The 25,042-nt window shown below is 62.9% G+C and carries 14 protein-coding genes and 1 CRISPR repeat array; of the genes, 1 reads left to right on the top strand and 13 read right to left on the bottom strand.

Features of this window, described 5'->3' with window-relative positions:
* Window positions 1–5: 5 nt before the first annotated feature.
* The 10 genes from VQ071_RS26060 to VQ071_RS26015 all read right to left on the bottom strand — a co-directional run bounded on the left by VQ071_RS26060 (window position 6) and on the right by VQ071_RS26015 (window position 15,791).
* Window positions 6–1,715 carry a response regulator gene (locus VQ071_RS26060; RefSeq protein ID WP_340517349.1) on the bottom strand — a complete coding sequence of 570 codons (1,710 nt, stop codon included), beginning with the start codon at window positions 1,713–1,715 and terminating at the stop codon, window positions 6–8.
* The gene (locus VQ071_RS26055) at window positions 1,693–3,513 is read right to left on the bottom strand and encodes a sensor histidine kinase (protein WP_340517347.1); all 1,821 of its coding nucleotides are present in this window, start codon (window positions 3,511–3,513) and stop codon (window positions 1,693–1,695) included. Before VQ071_RS26055 ends, VQ071_RS26060 begins: the two co-directional genes overlap by 23 nt.
* A gap of 33 nt (window positions 3,514–3,546) precedes the next feature.
* Window positions 3,547–4,422, bottom strand: coding sequence for a carbohydrate ABC transporter permease (locus VQ071_RS26050; RefSeq protein ID WP_340517345.1), 876 nt, complete (start codon window positions 4,420–4,422; stop codon window positions 3,547–3,549).
* A 108-nt stretch (window positions 4,423–4,530) separates the two neighbouring features.
* Window positions 4,531–5,460 (bottom strand): ABC transporter permease, encoded by a 930-nt coding sequence (locus tag VQ071_RS26045; protein ID WP_340517343.1) that lies wholly within the window; start codon window positions 5,458–5,460, stop codon window positions 4,531–4,533.
* A gap of 81 nt (window positions 5,461–5,541) precedes the next feature.
* Window positions 5,542–7,227 carry a hypothetical protein gene (locus VQ071_RS26040; RefSeq protein ID WP_340517341.1) on the bottom strand — a complete coding sequence of 562 codons (1,686 nt, stop codon included), beginning with the start codon at window positions 7,225–7,227 and terminating at the stop codon, window positions 5,542–5,544.
* A 940-nt stretch (window positions 7,228–8,167) separates the two neighbouring features.
* Complete coding sequence (locus tag VQ071_RS26035) at window positions 8,168–10,420, bottom strand: glycoside hydrolase family 2 protein (RefSeq protein WP_340517339.1); 2,253 nt, start codon at window positions 10,418–10,420, stop codon at window positions 8,168–8,170.
* A gap of 1 nt (window position 10,421) precedes the next feature.
* Window positions 10,422–11,198: an alpha/beta hydrolase gene (locus VQ071_RS26030; RefSeq protein WP_340517337.1), complete on the bottom strand. Its 777-nt coding sequence runs from the start codon at window positions 11,196–11,198 to the stop codon at window positions 10,422–10,424.
* 165 nt (window positions 11,199–11,363) lie between these two features.
* Complete coding sequence (locus VQ071_RS26025; protein ID WP_340517335.1) at window positions 11,364–12,839, bottom strand: aldehyde dehydrogenase family protein; 1,476 nt, start codon at window positions 12,837–12,839, stop codon at window positions 11,364–11,366.
* Window positions 12,840–12,841: 2 nt separating this feature from the next.
* Entirely contained in the window at window positions 12,842–14,182 is a 1,341-nt protein-coding gene (gene gabT, locus VQ071_RS26020) for a 4-aminobutyrate--2-oxoglutarate transaminase (RefSeq protein ID WP_340517333.1), read from the bottom strand.
* A gap of 103 nt (window positions 14,183–14,285) precedes the next feature.
* Window positions 14,286–15,791 carry a PucR family transcriptional regulator gene (locus VQ071_RS26015; RefSeq protein WP_340517331.1) on the bottom strand — a complete coding sequence of 502 codons (1,506 nt, stop codon included), beginning with the start codon at window positions 15,789–15,791 and terminating at the stop codon, window positions 14,286–14,288.
* Window positions 15,792–16,255: 464 nt separating this feature from the next.
* A CRISPR array of direct repeats spans window positions 16,256–18,687; the repeat unit is 34 nt; unit sequence GTCGCTCCCTTGCACGGGGAGCGTGGATTGAAAC.
* Between the two features lie 327 nt (window positions 18,688–19,014).
* Here VQ071_RS26015 and VQ071_RS26010 point away from each other — a divergent pair.
* Window positions 19,015–19,914 (top strand): copper amine oxidase N-terminal domain-containing protein, encoded by a 900-nt coding sequence (locus VQ071_RS26010; RefSeq protein WP_340517329.1) that lies wholly within the window; start codon window positions 19,015–19,017, stop codon window positions 19,912–19,914.
* A gap of 147 nt (window positions 19,915–20,061) precedes the next feature.
* Here VQ071_RS26010 and VQ071_RS26005 read toward each other — a convergent pair whose 3' ends face one another.
* The 3 genes from VQ071_RS26005 to VQ071_RS25995 form a co-directional block, all read right to left on the bottom strand.
* The gene (locus VQ071_RS26005; RefSeq protein ID WP_340517327.1) at window positions 20,062–21,690 is read right to left on the bottom strand and encodes a response regulator transcription factor; all 1,629 of its coding nucleotides are present in this window, start codon (window positions 21,688–21,690) and stop codon (window positions 20,062–20,064) included.
* Window positions 21,691–21,708: 18 nt separating this feature from the next.
* Window positions 21,709–23,430, bottom strand: a complete 1,722-nt coding sequence (locus VQ071_RS26000) for a sensor histidine kinase (RefSeq protein WP_340517325.1) — start codon at window positions 23,428–23,430, stop codon at window positions 21,709–21,711.
* 154 nt (window positions 23,431–23,584) lie between these two features.
* Window positions 23,585–24,976, bottom strand: a complete 1,392-nt coding sequence (locus tag VQ071_RS25995; RefSeq protein WP_340517323.1) for an ABC transporter substrate-binding protein — start codon at window positions 24,974–24,976, stop codon at window positions 23,585–23,587.
* Window positions 24,977–25,042: the final 66 nt, after the last annotated feature.

The raw sequence follows: 25,042 nt of genomic DNA, 5'->3' as shown, positions 1-25,042 counted from the left end.
GTCGATTATGAGTCTCCCATGCGGGCGCCCCGCCGCATCCGTTCCCTGTATTCCTGCGGCGTGGCGCCGTACTGCTTGCGGAACACTTTAATGAAGTAATTGGCGTTCATATAACCCGTCTTGCAGCCGATCTCGTAGATTCGCTCGTCCGTACTGCCGAGCAGCTCGGCCGCCCGCTCCATGCGCAGCCGGGCGATATATTCGCTGATTCCTTCGCCGGTCTCCCGCTTGTAAATCTTGGACAGATGCGTCGGGTGCATGAACACATGATCCGCCAGCCGCTGCAGCGACAGATCCTCGGACAGATGCGCCGCCGCGAACTGCTGCAGCTGCGCCGCGATATCCGCATGCCGCCCGCCCTGCTCGCCGCCCGCCTGCTCCCGCAGCCGGTCCAGCACGCGCCCGGCCCATGCCGACAGCTGCGCGGCCGACCATAGCGGCGGGTCCGCCGGCGAACCCGACCAGCCCTCCTGCCGCTCGTCGGCCAGCAGCTCGGACAGCCGCCGGCCATGCTTGTGCAGATGCGCATACACCGCCGCCGCGAACGTGTGGTACACCTCGGCCAGCTGCTCCTCGCTCCCGCTACCCGCCTCGCCCGCGATCTCGTCCAGCGCCTGCGTCAGCTTGTCGCGCGCGGCGTCCCAGTCGCCGATCTCGAGCAGGCTCCGCAGCCGGGGCGGCTCGTGCAGGCTGCGCAGATAGCCCGGCGCGAGTCCGTCACCCGCAGGCTCGCCCGCGCGCACGACATAGCGCTCCGAGCGCGCTCCGTCTCTGCGGACGGCGGACAGCGCCCGCTCGTACATCGGCTGCACCTGACCGGGGAACTCCCCCAGCGGGCCGATGTAGACCGTCACCCGAAGCCGCAGATAGCGCTCGGCGTGGGCGTGGAACTCTACGGCGCAGCGCTCCGCGGCGCGCAGCAGCGCCTCGTCGTCCGCCGGAGACGGCGCAAGCTCGCCACCGGCACCAGCGCCGCCCCCGGCCGCACGCTCCGGCGGCGACAGGAGGAACACCAGGTGGCGGTAGGCGTCGCGGCAGCACCAGCACGCGAACTCGCTGCGGAATATCTCGTGCGCGATATTCTCGAGCCCGTATTCGAGCAGCGCCTTGCCGTTGGCGTCGACGCAACGCTCCGGAGGCAGCTCGGTCCGCACGAGCAGCAGCAGGCAGCGATCGCCGGGGCGATGCGGCAGCTCGAACCACGACAGCCGCTCGCGCAGCGCCTCGTCGCCGTACCGCAGGCCTGCCGTCAGGTCGGCCAGCAGCTTGCCCTTCAGCTCGGGCATATAGCCCCGCAGCGTCCGCATCGCCGCCTCCGCCGACGAGATCTCCTCCCACTCCAGGCGCGACTGCGCGAGCGCCCGGCCGACCGCGTCGGCCAGCGCCTCCTTGCGGACCGGCTTGAGCAGGTAGTCCGTCGCCTCCTCGCGAATCGCCGTCCGGGCGTACTCGAAGTCGGCATACCCGGTCAGCAGGATCACCTTGGTCCGCGGCCACTTCGCCTTGATCGCGCGCAGCAGCGCGATGCCGTCCATCTCGGGCATCCGGATATCGGTGACGACGACGCCGATCGCGTTCGCCGCCAGCAGCGCGAGCGCCTGTGCAGCGGAGTAGGCTTTGTGCACAGGGCCAATACCCAGCTCCTCGGCTGCGAGCTGGGCGGCGATGCCGTTTGCAATCTGAACCTCGTCGTCAACGATCAGTACCTGGGTCATCGCGTTCCTCCGTTCCGCTGCCCGGCGGAGGCAGCACGATCGTCGCCTGCAGCCCGCCCTCGGGCGCCCGTCCGAACGACAGGCCGGCCGCCGGTCCGTACGTCAATTGCAGACGGTGATGCACATTGTACAGGCCATAGCTCTCGCCCTCCGCAGCCGGCTGGCCGAACCTTGCAGCCAATGCTGCCAGCTCGTCATCCGCCAGTCCGGCTCCGCTGTCGCTCACGCACAGGCGGACATAGCCTTCGTCGTCGCGCTCTCCCGCGACGACGAGCATGCCGCGCCGGGCATAGGGCTCGATGCCGTGTACGACGGCGTTCTCGACGAGCGGCTGCAGCAGCAGGCGCGGCAGCGGCAGCGCCGCCAGTTCCGCAGGCATGTCGATCCGGTAGTCCAGCCGCGACAGCCTCATCTTCTGAATTTCCAAATAATTGACGACCAGCATCACCTCCTCCGCGAGCGTCGCGGCGCCTTTGTCCGCCCGGGTCGTGTACCGGAAGTAGTCGCTCAAGTTGTGCGACATCGCCGTCACGCCCTCCTGGTTGCCCATCTCGGACATATGGATAATATGGGCAAAGCAGTTGTACAGAAAATGCGGGTTGATCTGCGACTGCAATTGCTTGAGCGTGGCGTCCTTCGTGCGGATGCGCTCCTCGTAGACGTTCTCGATCAGCTGCTGAATCTGCTCCGCCATCTGATTGAACCGCAGGTACAAATATTCGAACTCGGAGCTCGCCCGGTCGTGAATGCGGCTGCCGTAGTCGCCCCGGCGGATGCGCTGCACGCCGTCGACGAGCCGGCGGATCGGCACGCGCACATTGCGGTACAGCAGAATCGCGGCCAGCGCCGCAGTCGCCAGCATCAGCGCCGACACGAGATAGAACAGGCTGCGCTGGCGCGAGATCGGAGCGAGCGACTCGCCAAGCGGCACATAGTCGATCAAGTAGGCGCGCAGGGCGTCGATGTAGAGGCTGGTCGTCATGTATTTGCCGCCCTCGTCCAGCTCGACGACCGCCGCGCCGTCGTCCCGGTCGAGCAGAGAGGCACGCAGCGAACGCGTCACCGCCTCCATCCGGCTAGCGGAGGCGCCGCGGCTGCCGACCGCGATGCCGCTGTCCGGCAGCCACAGCAGCGGATTGCCCGAGCTGCCGGCCTTGTACTGGTCGAGCATGCTCTGCAGGCTGAGCGCCGCGAAGCTCGACTCGACGACGAGCGCGGGCTCTCGTCCGTCGGCCCCGTCCGTCCGGACGTCCGCCATCCGCCGGATAAACGTCCATGTGCTCGGCTGCCCCGGCTCCCCCTCGAACCGCCACACGCCCGGCTGCTGCGGCTCCGCCGCGAGCGGCCATCCGGTTCTGCCGCCCTCGTCCGCATTCGCGTCCGCGCCTGCGCCCGTCGCGCCGAGCCACTCCTTGCCGTCGCTCGCGACGATCGCGCCGGTCTGGGGCGCGTACAGTGCGATCCGGTTCGTCCACGGGCTCGTGATGCTGAGCAGCAGCAGCTTCTTCTCCAGCTCCGAGCGGATGAGCGTGCGCGCGTACGGGTCCTCCTCGAACCGCGTCGCATACTTCATCGCCTCGACATCGCGCACCATCGTCAGCATGTTGGCGTTCAATTGATAGATTTGCGCGTCGAGCTGGCTGCGGAGGAACGACAGCTTGTGATAGGACGATGCCTTGATCTCCCGCTCGACGACCGCGATCCCGGTCTCGTTGGAGTAGAACAGCAGCCCGAGCGTCGGCAGCAGCAGCGAGACGATGGCGAGCAGCATGTTGCGGAAAATATCTCTCTGAAACATGCCGTCCCTCCCGTCGCTCGCGCCACCGGCGATTTATTCCTTGACGGCGCCGAGCGTCATGCCCTTGACGAAGTATTTTTGCAGAAACGGATACGCGACCAAAATCGGCAGCGCACCGAGGAAAATCTGAGTCGAGCGCAGTCCCCGCTGGGACAAATTTTTAATATCCTCCGGATTCAGGTTGATCCGCGTCAGGTCGAGATTGGCGACGAGCGCCTGAATCATCGTGGCGAGCGGCTGCTGCGTGACGTCCATATAGATCAGCCCGTCGAACCAGGCGTTCCAATGGCCGACCATCGTGAACAGCGACAGCGTCGCGATCGACGGCATGGAGATCGGCAGGTAGACGTTGAACAGTGTCCGGGCATGGGACGCGCCGTCCATCTGGGACGCCTCCTCCAGCTCGCCGGGAATGCCGCGGAAGAAGTTCATCATCAGCACGACGTTGAACACAGCGACCGCGCCCGGCAGGATGAGCGCGAGCAGCGTATGGTTGATGCCGGTCTTGACGACGACGATGTACGACGGGATGAGCCCGCCGTTGAACAGCATCGTGACGACAAAAAACCATGCGTAAAAGGTGCGGCCGCGAAAGCGGTAATCGTCCTTGGACATCGCGTAGGCGGCCAGCACGCAGAGCAGCATGCTGAGCAGCGTGCCGAGCACCGTGCGCAGCACGCTGACGCGCAGCGCGCTCATGAAGTGGGCGCTGCCGAACGTTTTGGCGTAGTTGTCCACGTTCCAGCCGACCGGCCACAGCGTCACGAGATTGGCGGTCGCCGCCTCGCTCGAGCTGAGCGAGACCGCCACGACGTGAACGAGCGGGAGCACGCAGGCGATGGAGATCAAGGTCAGCAGCAGCGTATTCGCATAGGCGAACGCCCGGTAGCCCGGCGATTTGTAGTACATGAGGCATTCCCTCCATCGAAGCGGCGTTGCCGCCTGCGATACACGGCCGATCGTGACTGCCGGACATCGCGGGCGGCGGCCGCGGTCATGATCTGTGATGTGTAATCGTCAGAAAATCCGGTAGCCTGCGAAGCGGTACGCCAGCCGATAGGTGACGCCGATCAGGAGCAGCGAGACGACCGACTTGAACAGTCCCACCGCCGTTGCGAACGAGAAGGCGCCCTGCAGCAGGCCGATCTTGTACACGTACGTGTCGATGATCTCGCCCCTGCCCGCCACGATCGGGTTCATCATGTTGAACACCTGATCGAAGCCCGCGTTCAGGATATTGCCGAGCGACAGCGTGCCGATGATGACGCCGACCGGCAGGATCGACGGCAGCGTGATGTGCAGCGTCTGCCTCCACCGGTTCGCGCCGTCGATCTCCGCCGCCTCGTAGAGCGACTGGTTGACGCCGGCGAGCGCCGCGAGATAGATGATCGTGCCGAAGCCGAACTCCTTCCACACGTCGCTCACGACCAGCGTGAACTGGAACCAGTTCCCGTTTCCAAGAAAAAACACGGAAGGCAATCCGAGCGAGCGCAGCAGCCCGTTGACGATCCCCTGCTCCGACAGCATGTCGGTCAGTATGCCGCCGAGCACGACCCAGGACAGGAAATGCGGCAGGTAGACGAGCGTCTGCACCGTCCGCTTGACGAGCGAGATCCGAATCTCGTTCAGCAGCAGCGCGAACAGCAGCGGCACGATCCAGCCCGCGACCATCTTGGACACCGCGATGACGAGCGTGTTGGAGATGATCTGCACGATCCTCTCGTCCGTGAACATCGTGCGGAAATGCTCGAAGCCCACCCATTCCGAGCCGCGGATGCCTTTATACGTCTTGTAGTTCTGAAACGCGATCACGATGCCCGCCATCGGCACATAGCTGTATACGAGCAGCAGCAGCACCGACGGCAGCAAAAACAGGTGCAGCATCCACGTCTTGCGAAAATTCCATCTGCCGCGAGGTTTGGCCCGCGTCGCGATAGCGGCCGCCATCGGCGATTCCTCCCTTCAATGACGATACGGATGCAGACGAGAGACCAAGCTCCGCCGCACCCGCATCGCCGCTTGTAGCACTTACTTGGACGACGCGTACCACGCGTTCACTTCGTCCGTTACCTTCTGTCCGCCCTTGGACATCCAGTCCTGCATATACTTGTCGAGATCGGCGTCGGTCGTCTTGCCGTAGATGTAGCTGACCGTCGCCTCGCTCTCCATCTGCGTCAGCAGCGGCCACTTGCTCACCATCGTCGGCACCGGCGCTCCGATGAACTTGTTGCGGCGCGCCTTGTCCAGCTGCTTGAAGGAGACGATCCGTCCCTCCAGGTAGAGCGGCGAGCTGGAGAAGGCGAGCTTCTGCTCATAGATCGTGTCCTTTTTGCCCGCCGCTACGCGCTCGAAGATCGTCTCCCCGGTGAGCATGCCCGGCGGCGTATTGCCGACTGTCGCGATCGTATAGCGCAGCTCGATGGCGCCGTCCGGCACGTCCCAGCTCGGCTTGCCGTCCTTCATCACATAGTCGTAGCCCTCGCCGGCCCCCGCCGCGAACGGGCTGTCCGGGTCCTCCAGCAGACTGCCCATCGAGACGTCGTAATACTGGAACAGCGCGTCCATATGCTCGAACCCTTTGCGGAACACATAAGTGATATAGACCAGCTTCGTGCCGATCCGGCCGACCTCGCCGTCCACGCCCGAAGGCAGTTCGTACGGCTTGACGACCGCGCCGTCCACGTTTTTAGTCGTATCCTCCAGCGGCCAGGCGCCCATCCAGCCCGGACCGAATATAATGCCCGCGTCGCCGGAGGTGAACAGCGAAGCCGCCTTCTGCTCGTCGTGCGTGGCGAATTCCTTGTTGATGTAGCCTTTGTCGAACCACTCTTTTATTTTGGACAGTCCGGACTTGAAGCCCGGCTGCACGGATCCGTACTGCAGCTTGCCGTCCGCGCTCTCGTCCCAGATGTACGGCTGCGTCGCGCCGAACACGAACTCGGCGTCGCCCATATAGCCGGCCAGCGGCTGCATCGCCTTGCCCGATACGGCGAGCGGCGTCTTGCCCGGATACTTCGCCTTGAAGGCGGCGAGCACGGCCTCGAACTCCGCCAGCGTCTTCGGCGCCGGCAGCCCGACCGCGTCCAGCCAGTCCTGACGCACCCACATGATCGAGTCGCCGATGTTGCCGTCCGAGATTTGCGGCAGTCCCCACTTCTTGCCGTCCTTCGTGACCGCCGTCCATACGTCCGGATTTTTCTCGTACGCTTCCTTCGTGCGCGGCGACGCGTACTTGTCGAACATCTCGTCGATCGACATGATCTGCCCCGACTCGATCAGCTCGTTCAGCAGCACATTGTCGTCGATCGGCAGCACGTCCGGCAGCTCCTCGCCGCTCGCCAGCGCGAGCCGGATCTTCTGATTGAGCGCATCCCCCTGGTCCGTGAGCAGCCACTTGTACTTGGTCACAATGCCCAGATTGTCCTTGTACCAGCGGGTCAGCGGATTATCCTCGTAGGTGTCTCCGCCCCGCAGCTTGTCCAGATCCCGGATCGCGATCGCGCTCGAGATCGTCACCGGCGGATCGAACTTCTTCGCCGCCCACGGCGAAGCCTCCGCGCTCGGCGAGCTAACCGCCGTCTGCGTCGGTGCAGGCGAGCTCGAACCCGAAGGCTCGGCCTCCCCGTTGCCGCTCTTGCCCGAACAGCCTGCCCCCGTCAGCAGCACCGCCGCCGCGAGCGTCATCGACATCCATTTTCCCAGACCCTTCCTCATGCCCATCCCTCCATCTTCATCGCTGCCATCGTCAACGCACCTTCATTATAGGAGCGGCCGTTCGGCCCTCGATATGGAAAGCTATCAAGTTTATGGCACTATATTGGGCGATTCGACAGGGCGGACAGCTCGATGGCCGGCGAAGGCAATCGGATACAGCGGCGCGCGGCTGCGGCCGTCTTCGAGGGTTCGTTCCTCACGAGCGTCGTCCGTCAAGCGACGAGCGTCTATGGCCGATGCTGCCATCCGTCACGCCGACTTCAAGCCGACCGTCACACCGCCGCCGCGACAGTATCCGACTGGTTTTTTCGTTTTAACGGTATCCCCTTCATTCAGGAACGCCTCTCCTCCGCGCTACCTTGATTGGACCATTCTAGCTTCACGCCTTGTCATTCAGACAGTTACGCCAGTCACCGGAATCGTCATCGTTCCAAAAAAAACGTACAAATGCCCACCGATATCTCATCAGCGCGCTGACATCCTGTCGCCGCTCGTCGGGCCTGTGCGAAGGGGATAGTGTTCAAATGGTGGAAAAAGAGCGCCTGCCTGTGCGAAGGGGATAGCGGTCAAACGGTGGGCAAGAGCGCTTGCCCTGTGCGAAGGGGATAGCGGTCAAACGGCGAGCAAGAGCGCCTGCCTGTGCGAAGGGGATAGCGGTCAAACGGTGAGCAGGAGCGCCTGCCCTGTGCGAAGGGGATAGCGGTCAAACGGCGAGCAAGAGCGCCTGCCTGTGCGAAGGGGATAGCGGTCAAACGATGGGCAAGAGCGCTTGCCCTGTGCGAAGGGGATAGCGGTCAAACGATGACGACGACCGCCCGCGCGCTTCGCAAACGACAGGCGCCGCCGCCCAAATATGCTGCTGCCGTCCGCAAACGCCTCGAAAACAATTCGCTGGCTGTGGACGGACGAGCGGGTGGGCGGCGGCGCCTTGAGCTTGCTGTTAATGATTGAGCGTGCGCTGGAAGCGCGGTGCGTCTGTGGCGGGCCGGAGCAGCAGCGTGTATGACGAAGTCCACTCCGGGTGACTCTCCGTCTCCAGGCGCAGGGTCATTCGACCGTCGGCCGAGGCTTCAGGCAAGCGGAAGCGGACGGTCGGGCCGGGCGCGTTGGCGGCGGGCGGCAGCCCGGGGTATTCCCAGGCCAGCAAGCGGTAGCTGCGTTCGCCGACGAGCAGCGTCGCCGTGAGTTGACCGGCCGCGACGGCGAAGGGGGCGTCGCTCAGCAGCCACAGCTGCGGCTCGAACCATTCGCCGGACGTCCAGGCGAACTTCGGGATCCGCGCGCTGGCCAGCACCGGGCGGCAGGCCTGGCCGACGGCATACAGCGCCGGCTTCGGCTCCGCGGGCCAACTGACGAGGCTGTTGCCCGCGGCGGTCGGCCATGCCTCGTTGAAGCACCAGTTAAGCGCCATCGCGCACTTGGGCTGCTGTCGCCGCGCTTCCTCGTAGATGCACTTGTAGCCTTCGGCCTGAAGCAGTTGCCCCCGCTCCACAAGCTCGCCCAGCGTATCGGACGGTCCGAAGTAATGCGCGATCGTCTCCCGGCATAGCCAGGTGTCGCCCTCCCAGGCGCCGAAGGCGTGATGCGCCTCCCAGGCGCCGCCCGGCTCCGGCGGGTACAGCTCCTCGGGCGGGATGAAGCGCGTCAGCAGCCGCTCGTGCGCGGGAGACGGCATGCCGAATTCGGTATACGCCGTACAGGATGCGCGCGGCATCCACTGATACACTTCCTCGCCGCTGCCCGCATCGCGGAACAAATAATGCCCATGCCCCATCCCGTCCAGCGGCGAGGTCGCCAAAAAGGGGGTATGAGGGTCAAGATCGTAGCAGTTGCGGTTCAGCAGCCGCAGCGCGAGCGACTGATCCGTCATGCCGGACCAGGCGTTGAACAGCTCGTTGCCGCCGCACCAGATCGCCAGGCAGGCCCGGGAGCGGAGCGCGAGGATGATCGAGCGGGATTCGCGGTCCAAAATGTCCAGGTACGCGGGCGTCCCCTCGTAATCGTTGCACGCCAGCGGGAATTCCTGCCACACCATCAGTCCCAGCTCGTCGCACAGATCGAAAAAGGACGACTTGTTGACGATGCCGCCGCCCCAGACGCGGATCAGGTTCATGTGCGCGCCGTGCGCCAGCTTCAGCAGCTCTCCATAACGCTCCCGGTTAAGCCTACCCGGGAAGATGTCCGGGTTGACCCAGTTCGTGCCTTTGGCGAACAGTCGGCGGCCGTTCACCTCAAGCGTGATCGGCGGATGGCTGCGGCTCTTGGGAAATGCGGACGGCTCGTCCCAGGCGCCCTCGTGCATCACGAGCCTGATGCTGCGTATGCCGAGCCGCGAGGTTGCGGTATCGAGCACGGTGCCCCGGCTGTCGAGCAGCAGCGTCTCGGATGTATACAGGCTAGGCTCGCCGTGTCCGTTGGGCCACCAAAGCCGGGGCTCGTCGAGCGCGATATCGAGCCGAACCACGACGTCGGCGGCCTCCCGTCCAAGGCTCGCCTCGCGCTCGGCGACCGGCCGTCCGGCGGGATCGTACAACCGCCACAGGAGCTTGTCCGCCGTCCCGGCCAGCTGCGCCTCCAGCCGGACGGACGCCGCCGCGCTCTCTGCCGCGCCAGGCAGCAAGCGCGCGAATGTCTCCGCCCGCCGGATATGCGCCGCCTCCCGCACCTCCAGGCACAGCTCGTCCCAGATGCCGAGCGGGATCAGCCGCGGGTGCCAGTCCCAGCCGTAGCTGACGGCGGGTTTGCAGCTCTGCGAGGCTTGCGATCTGTCCTTCGCCGCCCCCTCGCGCTTCGGGGCCGGGTAGACGACGATCTCCAGCGTCCCGCCGGCGGCGGACGCCTGCGTCAGCTCCAGCTCAAACGGCGTGAACATGCCTTCCTGCCTGTGCAGCTCCTTCCCGTCCAGCCGGATCAGGAACTGATAGTCGATCCCCCGCCCGGTCAGGTACAGCCGCTGTCCGGCCCTAAGCTCCGGCAGCTCCGGCAGGATGGCGCTGTAATGCCAGTAGCGATCCTCCATCCATTCGTACGCCAGATAGTTCTGACCGTATGCGTAATCCGGCAAGCCCTCGGCCCGCGCCCAATCCAGCTGCACCGCGCCCGGCACGCTCGCGGTTACGGCGACCGGCGGACGAGTGACCGGGCTGTCCGAATGCCCGACCGTCCATGTCAACGCATGCTTCGTCCGTCCCATGTCAGCTCTCCTCCCGCGCAGGGCCCGCATCCGGACCGAGCGGCAGCCAGTCGATGACACGACGGATATTGCGGTCCCAGTAGTCCCAATCGTGCCCCCCCGGTTCCTCCTCGTAGTGAAGGTTAAGACCCAGTCCGGCGGCATGGTCGCGGAAACGAACATTTTCCCCATATAGCTCGTCCTCTGTCCCGCAGCACTGGTACAACAGCGGTCTCGGTCCATCGGAGCCCGCCACGCGCCGTGCCAGCTCGAACAGGTCGCCATCCGAGCCTGCGGGAGGCCGCCCGCCATATACCATCTCCGCCTCGTCGCCCATAAATGAGCCGATTGCCCCGAGGTCGGTCACGCCGGACAGGCTGGCCGCCGCATAGTAGCGATCCGGACGGCCCAGCGCCAGCTTGAGTGCGCCGTAGCCGCCCATCGATAGCCCCGCCGCATAGCGCTGACGACGGCTGTCCGCCACCGGGAACAGCGACTCCGCAATCGTCGGCAGCTCCTCGCTGACGAACGTCCAATACCGCCGATACCGGTCCATATCACTGTAAAAGCTGCGATGCGCCTCGGGCATGACGACGGCGAGGCCGCGCGCGGCGGCGTACCGTTCGACGGAGGAATAACGAAGCCACGCGGTATGATCGTCGGTCAGTCCATGCAGCAGGTACAGCACCGGGTATACGCGCTTCCCCGCAGCGCCTCCGAGCGTCTGAGGCACGATGACGTTCATCGAAGTCGCGAAGCCCAGCATTTCCGAGTAAAATCCGCATTGAATCAATGCCATCCTATAAACGCTCCTTGTGCCAATTTAATCGTGGGCTGCCACTAGCTTAAAGCGGTACGGCGGGCGCCGGCAAGAGGCGCGCTCCAATCGCTTGGCAGGAAGCGATCCGCCTAATGAATTTGCATCCCGTCCGAACCGGCCGGGGGCGCCGCACAGCGCCGCCTGCTACAGCGTCCCGCGGTTGAACACGACCAGCTTCTGCTCGGTCATGTCCTCTGTCGCATACTTGACGCCTTCGCGCCCGAGCCCGCTGTTTTTGACGCCGCCGTACGGCATATGGTCGACGCGGTAGGTCGGGATATCGTTGACGATGACGCCGCCGACCTGCAGCTCCTCGACCGCCCTCAGCGCCGTGCCGATATCGCGGGTGTAGATGCCCGCCTGCAGACCGTACTCGGAATCGTTGACCCGTCCGATCGCCTCGTCCACCGAGCGCACTTGGCACACGACGACGACGGGCGCGAACGCTTCCTTGCGGCAGATGCTCGCCGACTCGGGTACATTCAGCAGCACGGTCGGCAGCAGCACCCCGTCCGCCGACACGATGCCGCCCGCGGCGACGACCGCGCCTTCCCCCACGGCCTCGGCAATCCAGGCCAGCGCCCGCTCGGTCGCGCTCCGCGAGATCAGCGCGGACACGCCGACCTCGGGATCGAGCGGATCGCCTGTCTTGATGGCGGCCGCCTCGCGGACGAGGCCGTTCACCAGCGCGTCGTAAACGGCTTCGACCGCATAGATGCGCTGCAACGAGATGCATACCTGCCCCTGATAGGAGAAGGCACCGACTGCGCAGCGCGCGGCGACTGCGTCCGCATCGACGCCGCCGTCGACGATCAGGGCAGCATTCGAGCCGAGCTCCAGTGTCACGCGCTTCAGCCCCGCCCGGCTGCGGATGCCGATGCCGACCGCCGGGCTGCCCGTGAAGGTGAGCATCTTCACGCGCGCGTCCTGCACAAGCCGCTCGCCGACGACGCGGCCGTCGCCGCTCACGATATTGAGCGCACCGGGAGGCAGCCCCGCCTCCCGCAGCAGCTCGCCGATGAAGTACGCCGACAGCGGCGTCTGCTCGGCCGGCTTCAGCACGACGGCATTGCCGGCGGCGAGCGCCGGCCCGACCTTGTGCGCGACGAGGTTCATCGGAAAGTTGAACGGCGTGATCGCGCCGATGACGCCGAGCGGCTCGCGCACCGTGTAGCCGATGCGCCCTTCGCCGCCGGGCGCCGCGTCCATCGGCACCGTCTCGCCGCAGATGCGCCTCGCTTCCTCCGCGGCGAAGCGGTATGTCTGGATCGTCCGCTCGACCTCGGCGCGGGCGGCGGCGATCGGCTTGGCCGCCTCCAGCGCGATGAGCCGGGCCGCCTCCTCCCGCCGCTCCGCCAGCGCGGCGACGAGCCGCCCCAGAATGTCCGCCCGCTGATGCGCGGGCAGCCGCCGCATGACGGCCGCGGCCCGCGTCGCCGAGCGGATGGCGAGGTCCGTCTCCGCCTCGTCGGCCCAGGCGACGTCCGCCAGCCGCTCGCCCGAGTACGGCGCATACAGCGGGACATAGCGACGGGCGGGAATGTCCTCGCCGCCGATCAGCAGATGCCGTTTGCCGCCCGCCATGCCCGCCGTACCCGTCATGCCTGTTGTGCCGGTCATCGTCATAGCTCCTCCAGCGCCTCCTTCATAATGTCGAGCCCCTCCAGCAGCTGCTCGTCCGTCATGACGAGCGGCGGCAGGAAGCGGATCACATTGCCGTAGATGCCGGCGCCGAGCAGGACGACACCTTTCTCGAAGCAGCGGCGGATGAGCCGGGCCGCGAGATCGGGCGCGGGACTGCCGTCGGCCGGATGCGCCAGCTCGATCGCACACATCGCGCCGAGTCCGCGCACCTCCGCGATAACCGGATGCCGTGCCGCCAGCTCCGCGAAGTAGCGGCGCAGCGTCTCGCCCATGCTAGCGGCTCTGCCCGGCAGGTCCTCGCGCTCCATCTGCTCGATGACGGCGAGCGCGGCGACGCAGCCGAGCGGGCTGCCGCCATAAGTGCCGCCGACCTCGCCGGGGTCCGCCGCATCCATCACGTCCGCGCGTCCGACGACCGCACTCAGCGGCAGACCGGCCGCGATCGATTTCGACAACGTGATCAGGTCCGGTTCAATGCCGAAGTGGGTGCTCGCGAACATATGCCCCGTCCGGCCGAACCCGGTCTGAATCTCGTCGGCGATAAACAGAATGCCGTGTCTGCGGCAAATATCGTAGACGCCCCGCACGAACGACGCAGGCGGCACGATGAAGCCGCCCTCGCCCTGCACCGGCTCCATGATGACGGCGGCCAGCTCCTCGGGCGCAGCCTCGGTCAGCAGGAAGGCTTCGAATTGGCTGACGCAATACAGAGCATATTCCTCCTCGGTCATGGGGGCGGGACGATGGAGCGGGTAGGGATACGGCGCTTTGTAGGTGGCAGGAGCGTAGGGGCCCATCCGAAACTTGTACGGCTTCACCTTGCTCGTCAGCGACATGCCGAGCAGTGTCCGGCCATGGAAGCCTCTCGTAAAGGAGACGATGCCGGGGCGGTTCGTATATTTGCGGGCCAGCTTCACCGCGTTCTCGACGGCTTCGGCGCCGCTGCTGAGCAGCAGCGCTTTTTTGGCGTAGTCGCCGGGGGTGATCTCGGTCAGCTTCTGCGCGAGCGCGACATACGGCTCGTACATGCCGACATGGAAGCAGGGATGGATGTAGCGGTCAAGCTGTTCCTTGATCGCGCGGACGACCTCGGGCGGGCGGTGTCCGGCATTCAGCGTGCCGATCGCGCCCGCGAAGTCCAGGTACGTGTTGCCGTCGACGTCGACGATGAGCGCGCCTTCGGCGCTGTCGACGAATAGCGGATGATTGTTGCCGGCGCCTCGGGACACGTATTCGACCCGCCGCTTCAATAATTGCTCGGTCCGCGGGCCGGGCAGATCCGGCCTGACGGATACATACTTGCGCTGCTGTGCGTCCATGCTCGCTCACTCCTCTGTCGGGAGATCATCGCCGATCTCCTCGTTACAGGCTATTGTAGGAGAGCCTGACGCTGCGAGCATCGGCGGCGGGAGCCAATTATGATCAGTCGAATTTATCCTCGGGGGATAAAATTCGGGCCGCGAGCTGCAGATTGAAGCGCGTCTCTTCATCCGCCAAGTCGAATCCGCCGATCTCGGCCGCACGGTCGAGGCGGTAGCGCAGCGTCTTCGGATGGATGGACAGCCGCTCGGCCGCGCGCCGGAGCTGGTAGCCGCAGCGGGCCGTCTCCGCGAGCGTGTCGACGAACAGGCGGCCGTTGCGGACGGCCGCGAATGGCCGGAACAGGCTTTGGAGAAAAGGCGCGCGCGCCTCCCTTTCGCCCGCCAGCAGCCGCGGCAGCAGCAGCTCGTCGTAGGTGAAGCAGCGTCCCTTTTCCAGATGCGGCAGCATGGCGCGGACTTCTGCGTAGCCTTGGCTCACGCCGCCGAAGCCCGTATGCGGCCGGCTCACGGCGAAGCTCGCCCCCGGCGCGCCGAACGACTCGCATAGCCGTCTTGCGGTCGCCTCATCCGGCGCGAGGTAAGAAAGCTGCTCCTGCGCGTACGACACGAGCTGGGGAGCGCCCAGCCCCTTGAGCCTGGACTTGAGCCGCTCCGCCAGCCGCTCGCGCCGCACGATGTCATCCGGAGACAGCGGCACAGGCACATCGAGTACGGCCAGCACGACGCAGCATTCATGCCGCGGATCGAAGCCGAGCAGCTTCGCCCGCTCAATCGTCTGCGGCGTCGGCTCGAAGGCGCCCTCCTGCAACGCATACAGGAACGATACGCCAAGCTGCGACTCCAGCGACGCCAACTGGCGCTGGCCCGACAAGTGCAGCGCAGCGACCAGGGTTGCGAACTCAGCGGCGCGCCGCTCCAGCTCCGTCGGCGGCGCGCCCGCGTCGGCTACGGCGAGTGCGCCGATGCGCTCTTTTTTCACATAGACCGGGTAGGACGTCCAGCGGTCGGCATAGGCGGCCCTGCCTGTGTCTGCGTCTGTGTGCGCCACGCTCTCTGTCCGCTCCACCCATGACGCCAGCACGACACCGTCCGCGCGCTCGAAGCGGACCGCCCTGCCGATCAGCCGCCCGAGCAGCGCGACAATATCCTGCAGGCTGTCCGCCTCCAGCGCCGCGCCCATCAGCTGCCGGTGAATCTCCTCCGACTGCACGATCGTCTCGTACTGCGAAGCGACGATCGCGCCGAGCAGCTCCTGCGTCACCGAGGAGAACGGGACCTCCCACGGAATCTCCAGCAGCGGCAGCCCCTGCGCCTCCGCCGCCTCGCGCGTGGCGTCGGGAATGCGCTTGATGCTGCCCGGCACGCCGAAGCCGATGCCGGCCAGACCGATGCCCGCCAGCGCGGCCACCAGCTCCCGCTGCGCCTCCGCCTTCCGCGGCCACGCATAGCCGGTCGTCAGCACCAGCTCCCCCTCGCGCACCCATGGCAGCGGATCGGGCAGGTCGACGACATGGACCCAGCGCACCGTCCGGTCCAACCCCGCCGCGCCGGCGACGACCCGCGCCGCGGACAGTGTGTTCAACAGCATCGCTTGCTCTAGTCTCATTACGGTGCTCCTTTGCAAATGGCCGCTTCCCGCCAGTCGGACCGACAGACGCGAATATTGACATACAATTTCTACGGCCGTCGCGGCAATCCTTTTTTGAAAATCCCGTGTTATTCGGCAGACAGAGTCGGTGAAGCTGGTGCGACATGCTTTTTGAAGCAGCCACGTCCTCTTGGGGGGAACGACCCGTGTGTTGCTGTTGCTGTAAAAGACCCTCTCTATTTTATAATTTACTTTGAATTGGCAGAAATGCGCCATTCTATTAAAATAAAGCTAGAAAACAAGTGCGAATGGCAAGCTCCCATAAAAACACCGAGGGATTCGCACCTCGAAATTTGTCGAAAGCTGCCATTTTCCACAAAAATTCCTTTCCGTCAAGTGGCGATCCATGCTATTTGAGAGATTGTTTGTAAAGATTTGAGCTTTCCCATGCCTGTGTGGCATAAATTTAGGCTGTTTTTGCTGTCGCTCCCTTGCATAGGGAGCGTGGATTGAAACCTTTACTTGCTCGTACAGATCCTTTGTCAAAACGGTCGCTCCCTTGCATAGGGAGCGTGGATTGAAACTGACTAAGATCTCCGACAACCAACAACGGCGTGAGTCGCTCCCTTGCATAGGGAGCGTGGATTGAAACAGCATCAGCTTGCGTCGCAAGATGCCGACGATTAGTCGCTCCCTTGCATAGGGAGCGTGGATTGAAACGCGGATCCCATCGCTGTTGCGAATGGAATATGCGTCGCTCCCTTGCATAGGGAGCGTGGATTGAAACGGGTAAGATGCCATAGTCATCTCCTTTCGCCTTAGTCGCTCCCTTGCATAGGGAGCGTGGATTGAAACCCGACGCGTACGATTGCCGCTGTAAAATCTATCCCGGTCGCTCCCTTGCATAGGGAGCGTGGATTGAAACTCCAGGCGCACATACAGGGCGCGGCAGCTCCCCTGTCGCTCCCTTGCATAGGGAGCGTGGATTGAAACCTCCCTCAACTATCCAGTATCCTGTTCTTGGCCTTGTCGCTCCCTTGCATAGGGAGCGTGGATTGAAACTATCAGTTCGTTGAGGATGTCGGCCGCATCTGGGTCGCTCCCTTGCATAGGGAGCGTGGATTGAAACTCGGAATGGGTGAACGGTCCGCAACCTGCGGAAGTCGCTCCCTTGCATAGGGAGCGTGGATTGAAACAGGGATACGACGATTTCCCTTGTTACGGTGCTTGTCGCTCCCTTGCACGGGGAGCGTGGATTGAAACGTACACGCCGCATGCTGTCCGTCGTCGTCAGCGAGTCGCTCCCTTGCACGGGGAGCGTGGATTGAAACAGAAAGTGGTACAGAATGAAAAGATCAAGTCAGCCGTCGCTCCCTTGCACGGGGAGCGTGGATTGAAACCGGTTCAGCTTTCCGAGAAGCCAAGGTGTCCCCTGAGTCGCTCCCTTGCACGGGGAGCGTGGATTGAAACGAATGCCAATACGGTCAACACGATAATGGGCCAGGTCGCTCCCTTGCACGGGGAGCGTGGATTGAAACACGCGGATAGCGATCGGCGACGGCGATCTCGGCGGGTCGCTCCCTTGCACGGGGAGCGTGGATTGAAACAATACTCCATGTGTTTTACCGATTGAACGATTGCCAGTCGCTCCCTTGCACGGGGAGCGTGGATTGAAACCGGAGAGGAAGGAGCTGCTGCTTGCATCTCACGAGTCGCTCCCTTGCACGGGGAGCGTGGATTGAAACAGCCCATATATCGCAACGCAGAATGGAAGCTATCCCCGTCGCTCCCTTGCACGGGGAGCGTGGATTGAAACAGCAAAACGATTCGGCGCTCGATGAAAAGAACAAAGTCGCTCCCTTGCACGGGGAGCGTGGATTGAAACTTAAATAAGAGTTAACCGCTTGGGGCGTTACTACCGTCGCTCCCTTGCACGGGGAGCGTGGATTGAAACCAATAGATAACTCGCTCATGGCGTCCTCCGCCTTTGGTCGCTCCCTTGCACGGGGAGCGTGGATTGAAACGAAGAGATTAAGAAGAATACGGAGCACCCTGAAATTGTCGCTCCCTTGCACGGGGAGCGTGGATTGAAACCGACCTCGAGCGGCGGCTGGAATAGCCCGTTACTGGTCGCTCCCTTGTACGGGGAGCGTGGATTGAAACACCAATGAACTCGAAGTCATTAGGACAGAGGTCGGTCGCTCCCTTGTACGGGGAGCGTGGATTGAAACCATGAGACGGACGACGACGAGGGAGGAGGATACGTCGCTCCCTTGTACGGGGAGCGTGGATTGAAACCTTCGACGCTACAAAGGACGACATCAAGGAACTGGGTCGCTCCCTTGTACGGGGAGCGTGGATTGAAACCGCCTAAACGTGCTTCTGCGAATCCGGGCCTGGCTGTCGCTCCCTTGTACGGGGAGCGTGGATTGAAACCGCATCAATGGATCATTATTGATTATGGGCAGACGTCGCTCCCTTGTACGGGGAGCGTGGATTGAAACCTCTACCGCTTTGGGAGCAAATCCATGCCCGATGTCGCTCCCTTGTATAGGGAGCGTGGATTGAAACGTTCCGGACCCAAACGGCGTCGTCACGATCTACGTCGCTTCCTTGTGCGGGGAGCGTGGATTGAAACCGCATCCGTGCCAATGAAGCCACCGGCGGAGAAATCGTCGCTCCCTTGTACGGGGAGCGTGGATTGAAACGTCCGGGAACGCTGTGAATGCGATGTTCGTGACGAGGTCGCTCCCTTGTACGGGGAGCGTGGATTGAAACCGGTCGTAATTTGCGGAAATAATTTGTGCCGCTGCGTCGCTCCCTTGCATATGGAGCGTGGATTGAAACATTCATGAGCTCGGCCATATTTCCGAGTACGCGGTCGCTCCCTTGTGCGGGGAGCGTGGATTGAAACGCCTCTATGCAGACGTCGAATTGACCTTTTGATTGTCTCCTCCCTGCACAGGGAACATAAATTAAAATTTCAACCTCCCCCCCCAATCAACGACTGCAACACGCAGTCAGAACCACCCCCATCAAACCAGCGCAGCCCGTCTGATCCCCTCCGATATTTCAGCAATAGCATGATTTATAAGATTCCGCAATAAGGTAATTATCCATAAAAAGGTTTAATATCAGCAACTAAAGATGATTTCTCTCGTTTAACAAGGCAGATGCCAAAGATTTGTTCTAATTTAAGAGCTTGCACCAACTACTATTATTGCTGAAGGAGACTGCAATCATGGGTAAAAAAAGCATCTTAAGCGGGTTGGTTTTGACCGCCATGTTGTTTGGAATCGGGAACAGCGTATCCGCCGCCGCTCAAGTTCCCCTTTCTCTTAACGTGAACGGAGTGAAGCTCACAGATCAACAACCGGTCATTATCGATCAGACCACGATGGTGCCGATTCGGACCGTCTCCCAGCTTCCTCATTTTCACGTCGATTGGAATAACAAAACCAAAACGGTGTCCGTAACCAACACGAACTCGAAGGAAGTGCTCAAGCTGACCGTCGGGCACACGGAAGCTGCAAAAGGAACGACCGCTTTGAACGTAAGCGTGCCGCCCCGCAACATCGGCGGTTCTGTGTATGTGCCTTTGCGTTTTATTGGCGAATCGCTGGATGCTTTTGTGGCATGGGATGCGGCTACCAGAACGGCTGTCATCTATCCCTTCCCGGCGAATGACAATTATAAAAGCGCCGACCTCGTCACCGCACGGCAGGCTGCTGTAGAATTGCCGCAGATCAACTTGCGGGAACATCTTGGCTTTACGCAGGAAATTCGTACAACGACGTATTATTTTCCTTACGGGCAATCACAGAAATTTTTCATTGAGAAAGGGGATTATATTCGCTACTTTGAAGTTCAAAATGGCGCGGCGTGGCAAAAATGGGAAGGCCATGAGATAAGCAAAAAAGCCAATGCGCCGGATGCAATTCCGAATCTGGTTCCAGCCGTCAAGGAGGAGTGGGGGACTCGCCCGACCTATAACGGTGCCTATGTTTATTTTCAACATGGGTGGATGGCAGGTCTGATCGACTATGGCGTGATGGATGACAAGGGCAAACGGAACGAGCTGGAGAGCAAAGTTGGAGCGTTCGACAAGTTGACCGTTTATGCCATTGACGGGGAAAAGTAATATCGGCGGCGGCCTCGATTATCCAAGCATTCCGGCATCCTGCCCACCATTCTGCGTATGTCCGGGGATGGCAGCGTCAAAAAGCACGATCGATCCGCAGCGGATGGATCGTGCTTTTTCCTGCTATCGCGTCCCGTCGGCCGTCGTTCACTTGCCCATGCTCCCCTTGTACTCCGCCGGACTTGCCCCGTTGTACTTTTTGAACACCTTGGAGAAGTAGGTCCGGTCCGAATACCCCAGCTTGTCGGAGATCATCTCCACCGTCATGTCCCGGTTTTTCATGAGCTGCTTGGCGACGTCCATCTTGCAGCGGTTCACGTAGTCGGTGAAGTTGACGCCGGCGAGCTTCTTGAAGTAGCGGGAAAAGTAGCTCGGATTCATGTACAGGTAGTTGGCAGCCGAGACGAGCGAGATGTTCTCGGACAGGTGTTCCGTAATATAGCGGTCGATGAGTGACAGCTTGACCTGGGCGCCCGCTGCGGCCGAATCCGTCTGCATAATGCCGGCGAGCAGGATGGTCCGGGCGCGATCCTGGGCGCAGCGCAGCGTCTCGGAGAGGCGCGCGGTGAGCGCGAGGTCGGCGTGGAACGTCGCGCTGTCCTCCTCGTAGCCGGTCTCGTATTCGAGCAGGCGCACCCACTGGGAGAACTGGGAGACGACCGCCCCGAGGGGTGTGCCGTCCGCCGCGCAGGCCAACGCGAATTCGTCGAACAAGCGCATCACGTCACTCTCGTCGCGGTCGCGGCAGGCTCTGATCAGCGCTTCCCGCATATCGCTCCGCTTCGGGGCGGCCGATCCGGCGCCTGGGGCAAGGGGAGCAGCCGCCGGCTTCGCGGCGCCGGCGGCGGTCATGCCGTGCACGTCGCCCGCCGCATAGTACAGCGCCTGATCGAACCGCTGCAGCTCGGCGAATCTGCCGCCCAGCTCGGCCAGGCCTTTGAATTCGCAGCCCGCCACGAAGCCGATGCCGATCCGCATATAATCTTCGGCCTTGCACCGCAGCTCGGCGGCGAACCCGCGGAATGCCTCCTGGGCGTTGACCGCCAGATTGCGCCTGTAGTTCATGATGCAGATCAGGTCACGGCGCTCGTCCGCGATCACGGTGATCCGGCCGGCGGCGAACGTCTGCGCGAGCTCCTGCGCGATGTTGTATACGCCGTAGCGGATAAGGGGCGCGTCCTTGAGCCCGTACTGCCGCATGATCGAGGCGCGGTCGATATGGACGAGGCCGAGCATGAAGTCGGATTCGCGCCATTCGATGCCCAGGCGCCTGCCCGCGTCGAGCGAGGCGTCCGACAGATCGCCGGAGACGATACGATGCCAGTAGGAGCGCTGGAGCACTTCGCGGTTGCGCGTCACCTCCTCGCGATAGGAAGACTGCACAGCGCTCTCCTCCGCGAGGCGGATGAGCCGGCTCGCCTTGTCCACGCTGGCCCGCAGCGCGTCCGCCGTCAGCTCGTCCTTGATCAGATAGTCGTCGGCGCCGAGCTGGACGGCCGACCGTGCATAGGTGAAGTCCTCGTGGCAGGTGAGGAAAATGATGCGCACGTCCGGCCGCAGCCCGCGCAGGCGCGCCGCAAGCTCAAGCCCGTCCATCTTCGGCATACCGATATCGGTGACGACCAGATGCGGCTGCGTCTCCTCGAATTGCTCCAGCGCCTTGACCCCGCTCTGGGCGGTCGCCGCGATCGCCAGCCCCATCTCCTTCCACGGGATCAGCTTGTGCAAGTACCGCAGCATCGGCGCATCGTCGTCGACGAGCATGACCTTCAGCATGTCACTTCCTCCTGTTCGCTAGCGCTTGGGAAAACGAAGGATGACCGAGACGCCGCCGGTCTCGTTCCCGGCGATGTCCATCGAGACGCCGGCGCCGTAGGTCAGCCGGAGCCTGCTGTACACATTGGCGAGCCCGATGCGCCGGTTGGACGCCTGCGGCTCCGCGTCCGAGGCTGCGGCCCGGCCGAGCGCCTCCCGCTCGGCTTGGCTCATCCCCGCGCCGTTATCCTTGATCTCGATCCGGCAGTATCCGCCGTCCTCCGTCGCCCGCACCCAGATCGCCGCGTCGTCCGGCAGCTCGGCGAAGCCGTGCACGATCGCATTCTCGACGAGCGGCTGCAGCAGCAGCCGCGGCACCTCGAGGCTCTCGAGCGACTCGTCGATGTGGACGTGGAGACGCACCGGGATCTCGCTGCGCATCTGCATGATCTCGACATAGTCGCCCAGCAGCTTGCACTCCTGCGCGAGCGTACAGTTCTCGTTGACCCGCATATACGCCCGCAGCAGGCTCATCAAGGCGTCGATCTGCTTGCTGTTGACGGCGTCTCCGTCCGTCGCCAGATTGCACTTGATCGAGTTGAGCGTGTTAAGCAGGAAGTGCGGCCGGATCTGGGAGAACAGCGCCTGCAGCTCGATCGCCCGCTTCTCCTCCTGCTCCTGCTCGACGTCCACGATCAGCTGGTTGATCCGGTCGAGCATCCGGTTGAAGGCCGAGCCGAGCACGGCCACCTCGTCCCTGCCCCGGACCGGGAACCGCAGCATCCGGTCGCCCTCGCCGAAGCGCTCCGCCGTACGGCGCAGCTTGCCCAGCGGACGGTGCAGCGTCCGGGCGATCAGCACGGAGATGAGGAGGAACGCCAGGACGCACAGCGACAGGATGAGCGCATAGACGCGGAACATGCGGGAGATCTCGGCCGTGATCGCCTTGGACGAATAACGATAGACCAGTTCCCAGCCCGGCTTGGCGACGGCTTCCCTGATCTCCATCCAATCCCCGGCCGCCTGCGATTCGGTCCGCGCCGGATAGCGGTAGATCGTCTTACCGTCCTCCGACAGCAGCTCGAACTCTCCCTCGCCCCCGTCTTTGCTCAGCAGCTTCTCGAAGTACTCGATCGGCACGCCCACGAACAGCGTCCCGACCTTCTTTTTCATCGATGGGTCTCTGATCGTCTTGACCGCATAGTAGAACCCCTGCGTCTCCCCGCTCGAATACAGCTTCAGGCTGTCCGCCTTCACCCAGCGCATGCGCCCTCCGAGGCTCTCGTCACGGGCCATGCCGCTCAGCACGCCGTTCATCCAGCCCTTCAGCGCCGGGAAGTCGAGCACATTGTTGGCCGCATACACGACAAACCCGCTGTTATTGACGAAAAAAACCTGCGCGTTGAGTCCCGAGGTTTTGGAGAAGGCGAGGTTCATCGATTCGGACAGCCGCTTGTATATAAAGTAGTCCTTGGAGGAGTCGATCGAGCCGACGTCCTTGAAGGCCATCAGATCGGCGATCGAGCTGCTGTCCGCGCTGGCGAACAGATTCGAGGCGTAGATGATGTCCTCTACGTTCTTGTCCAGATCGGAGGAGATGACTTCGACGACGCTCCGATTGGACGCATGGAATTTGTCGATGACGACTTCCTTGATCAAGTAGTAGGACAGCAGCGATACGATTGCGAGCGGGAGCAGGATGAAGATGAACAGCGAGATTTGCGTTCTCGTATAAAAGGAAAACCGAAGCAGCCAATCCATGATGCCATTCCTCCAGCTTATCAGCGTCTGTCCGTTCCTGTTCCGGCACTCGCACGATCGTCCGCGCTTGTCCCTACTATAGCGTATACCGGCCCTTTTGCGCGATCGATGCAGAAAGGACGACCTTGCGGTCGCCCTCTTCAGGCTCTGCGGCTTACTTGTTCTGACCGATGATCTTGTTCGCTTCGTCGATCATTTGCTTCTCCGCGTCCTCCGCGCTCAGGTTGTCGAGCAGGAAGGTGGCGAGGCCGTTCTCGAGCACCGTCTTGAGCTGGCTGGAGTACGCCGTGGAGTAGCTCGGATCGTAGATCGTCTTGATGCGCTTGTCGAATACGGTGGCGGCCAGCGAATCGGTGTCGATCAGGTTCGTCTTGTCGCCGACGAGCGCGCTCAGCACCTTGGACTGGTCGGCCTTCTTGGAGCCCGGGAAGTCGCGGATGACGTCCGTCTGCTGAGCCATGTACTTGAGGAATTCATACGATTCCTTCTTGTGCTGCGACGTCTGGCCGACCGCCAGATAGTGGCCGCCGATGTAGGACGTGCCGATCTCCGTATCCTTGGACGCGGCCGGCAGCGGCGCGAACACCGTCTTGAAGTCGTGCGGGAACTTCTCGGTGTCGAGCGCCAGATTGACGATGAAGGTCGCCGTCGGGATCATCGCCGCCTTGCCGCCGAAAAACTCGGAGTCGTAGCGCAGCTTGCCGCCGATGACGTCGGAATAGGTCTTGGCCGACTTGTCGTCCTTCTCCATCGTCCGGCGCAGATTGAAGAAGTAGGTGAAGGACTTGTCGTCGAACACCGGCTTGTGGTCCTGGGTCAGGTACGGATGCGGCAGCTCCGAGTAAGCGATCGGGTTGGCGTATTCGCCCCATGTATGGAAGAAGGCGCCGTACTGCTCGTCGTCGCCCGAGCCCTTGGTCAGCTTCTTGGCATAGTCGCGGAAATCGTCCCACGTCCAGCCCCAGGTCGGCACCGGCAAGTTCGCCGCGTCGAGCGCGTCCTTGTTGAGGGCGACGAGCCATGGCGAGGACAGGTCCTGCAGACCGTACACTTTGCCGTCGTACTTGGGTGTCATGTAGTAGTCTTCGTCGGCGTTGATGCCGTCCGCGCTCAGATACTCGTCGATCGGGATCAGCACGCCGCGGGCGGCGCGCTCGCTCAGGAAGTCGACATGGGAGAACGCCGCGACGTCGATCGGATCGCCGGAAGCCGCGATCAGGTCGAGCTTCTTGTAGTAGTCGGTCGAGTTGCCGTTCGTGACGAGCGGCTCGTTGACGACGTCGATCTCCGGGTGTTCCTTCTCGAAGTTCGCGATGATCTGGTCGACCTGATCCTTCGTCTTGCCGTTGTCCCAGCTGTAGTATTTGATCGTGACCTTGGAGCCAGTGCTTGCAGAGGCCGAAGCCGAAGCCGTTCCGGATGCCGCCGGTGCCGTGCTGCCGCCTGCGCTTGCCGACGGCGATGCCTTCCCGTTGTTGTTATTGCCGCAGCCGGCCAGCATCGCCGCAGCGACGCCCGATACGAGAAGTGCTTTTGCGACCTTCATTTTCATTTCCCCCTAGGAGACTTTATATTGGTTACATCGTTATTGTAAGCGGTTCACCGAAGGCCC

The organism is Cohnella sp. 56 (assembly GCF_037963805.1).
Classification (GTDB): domain Bacteria; phylum Bacillota; class Bacilli; order Paenibacillales; family Paenibacillaceae; genus Cohnella.
Note: the sequence above shows the minus strand (reverse complement) of the source record. Positions and strands in the feature narration are given on the sequence as shown.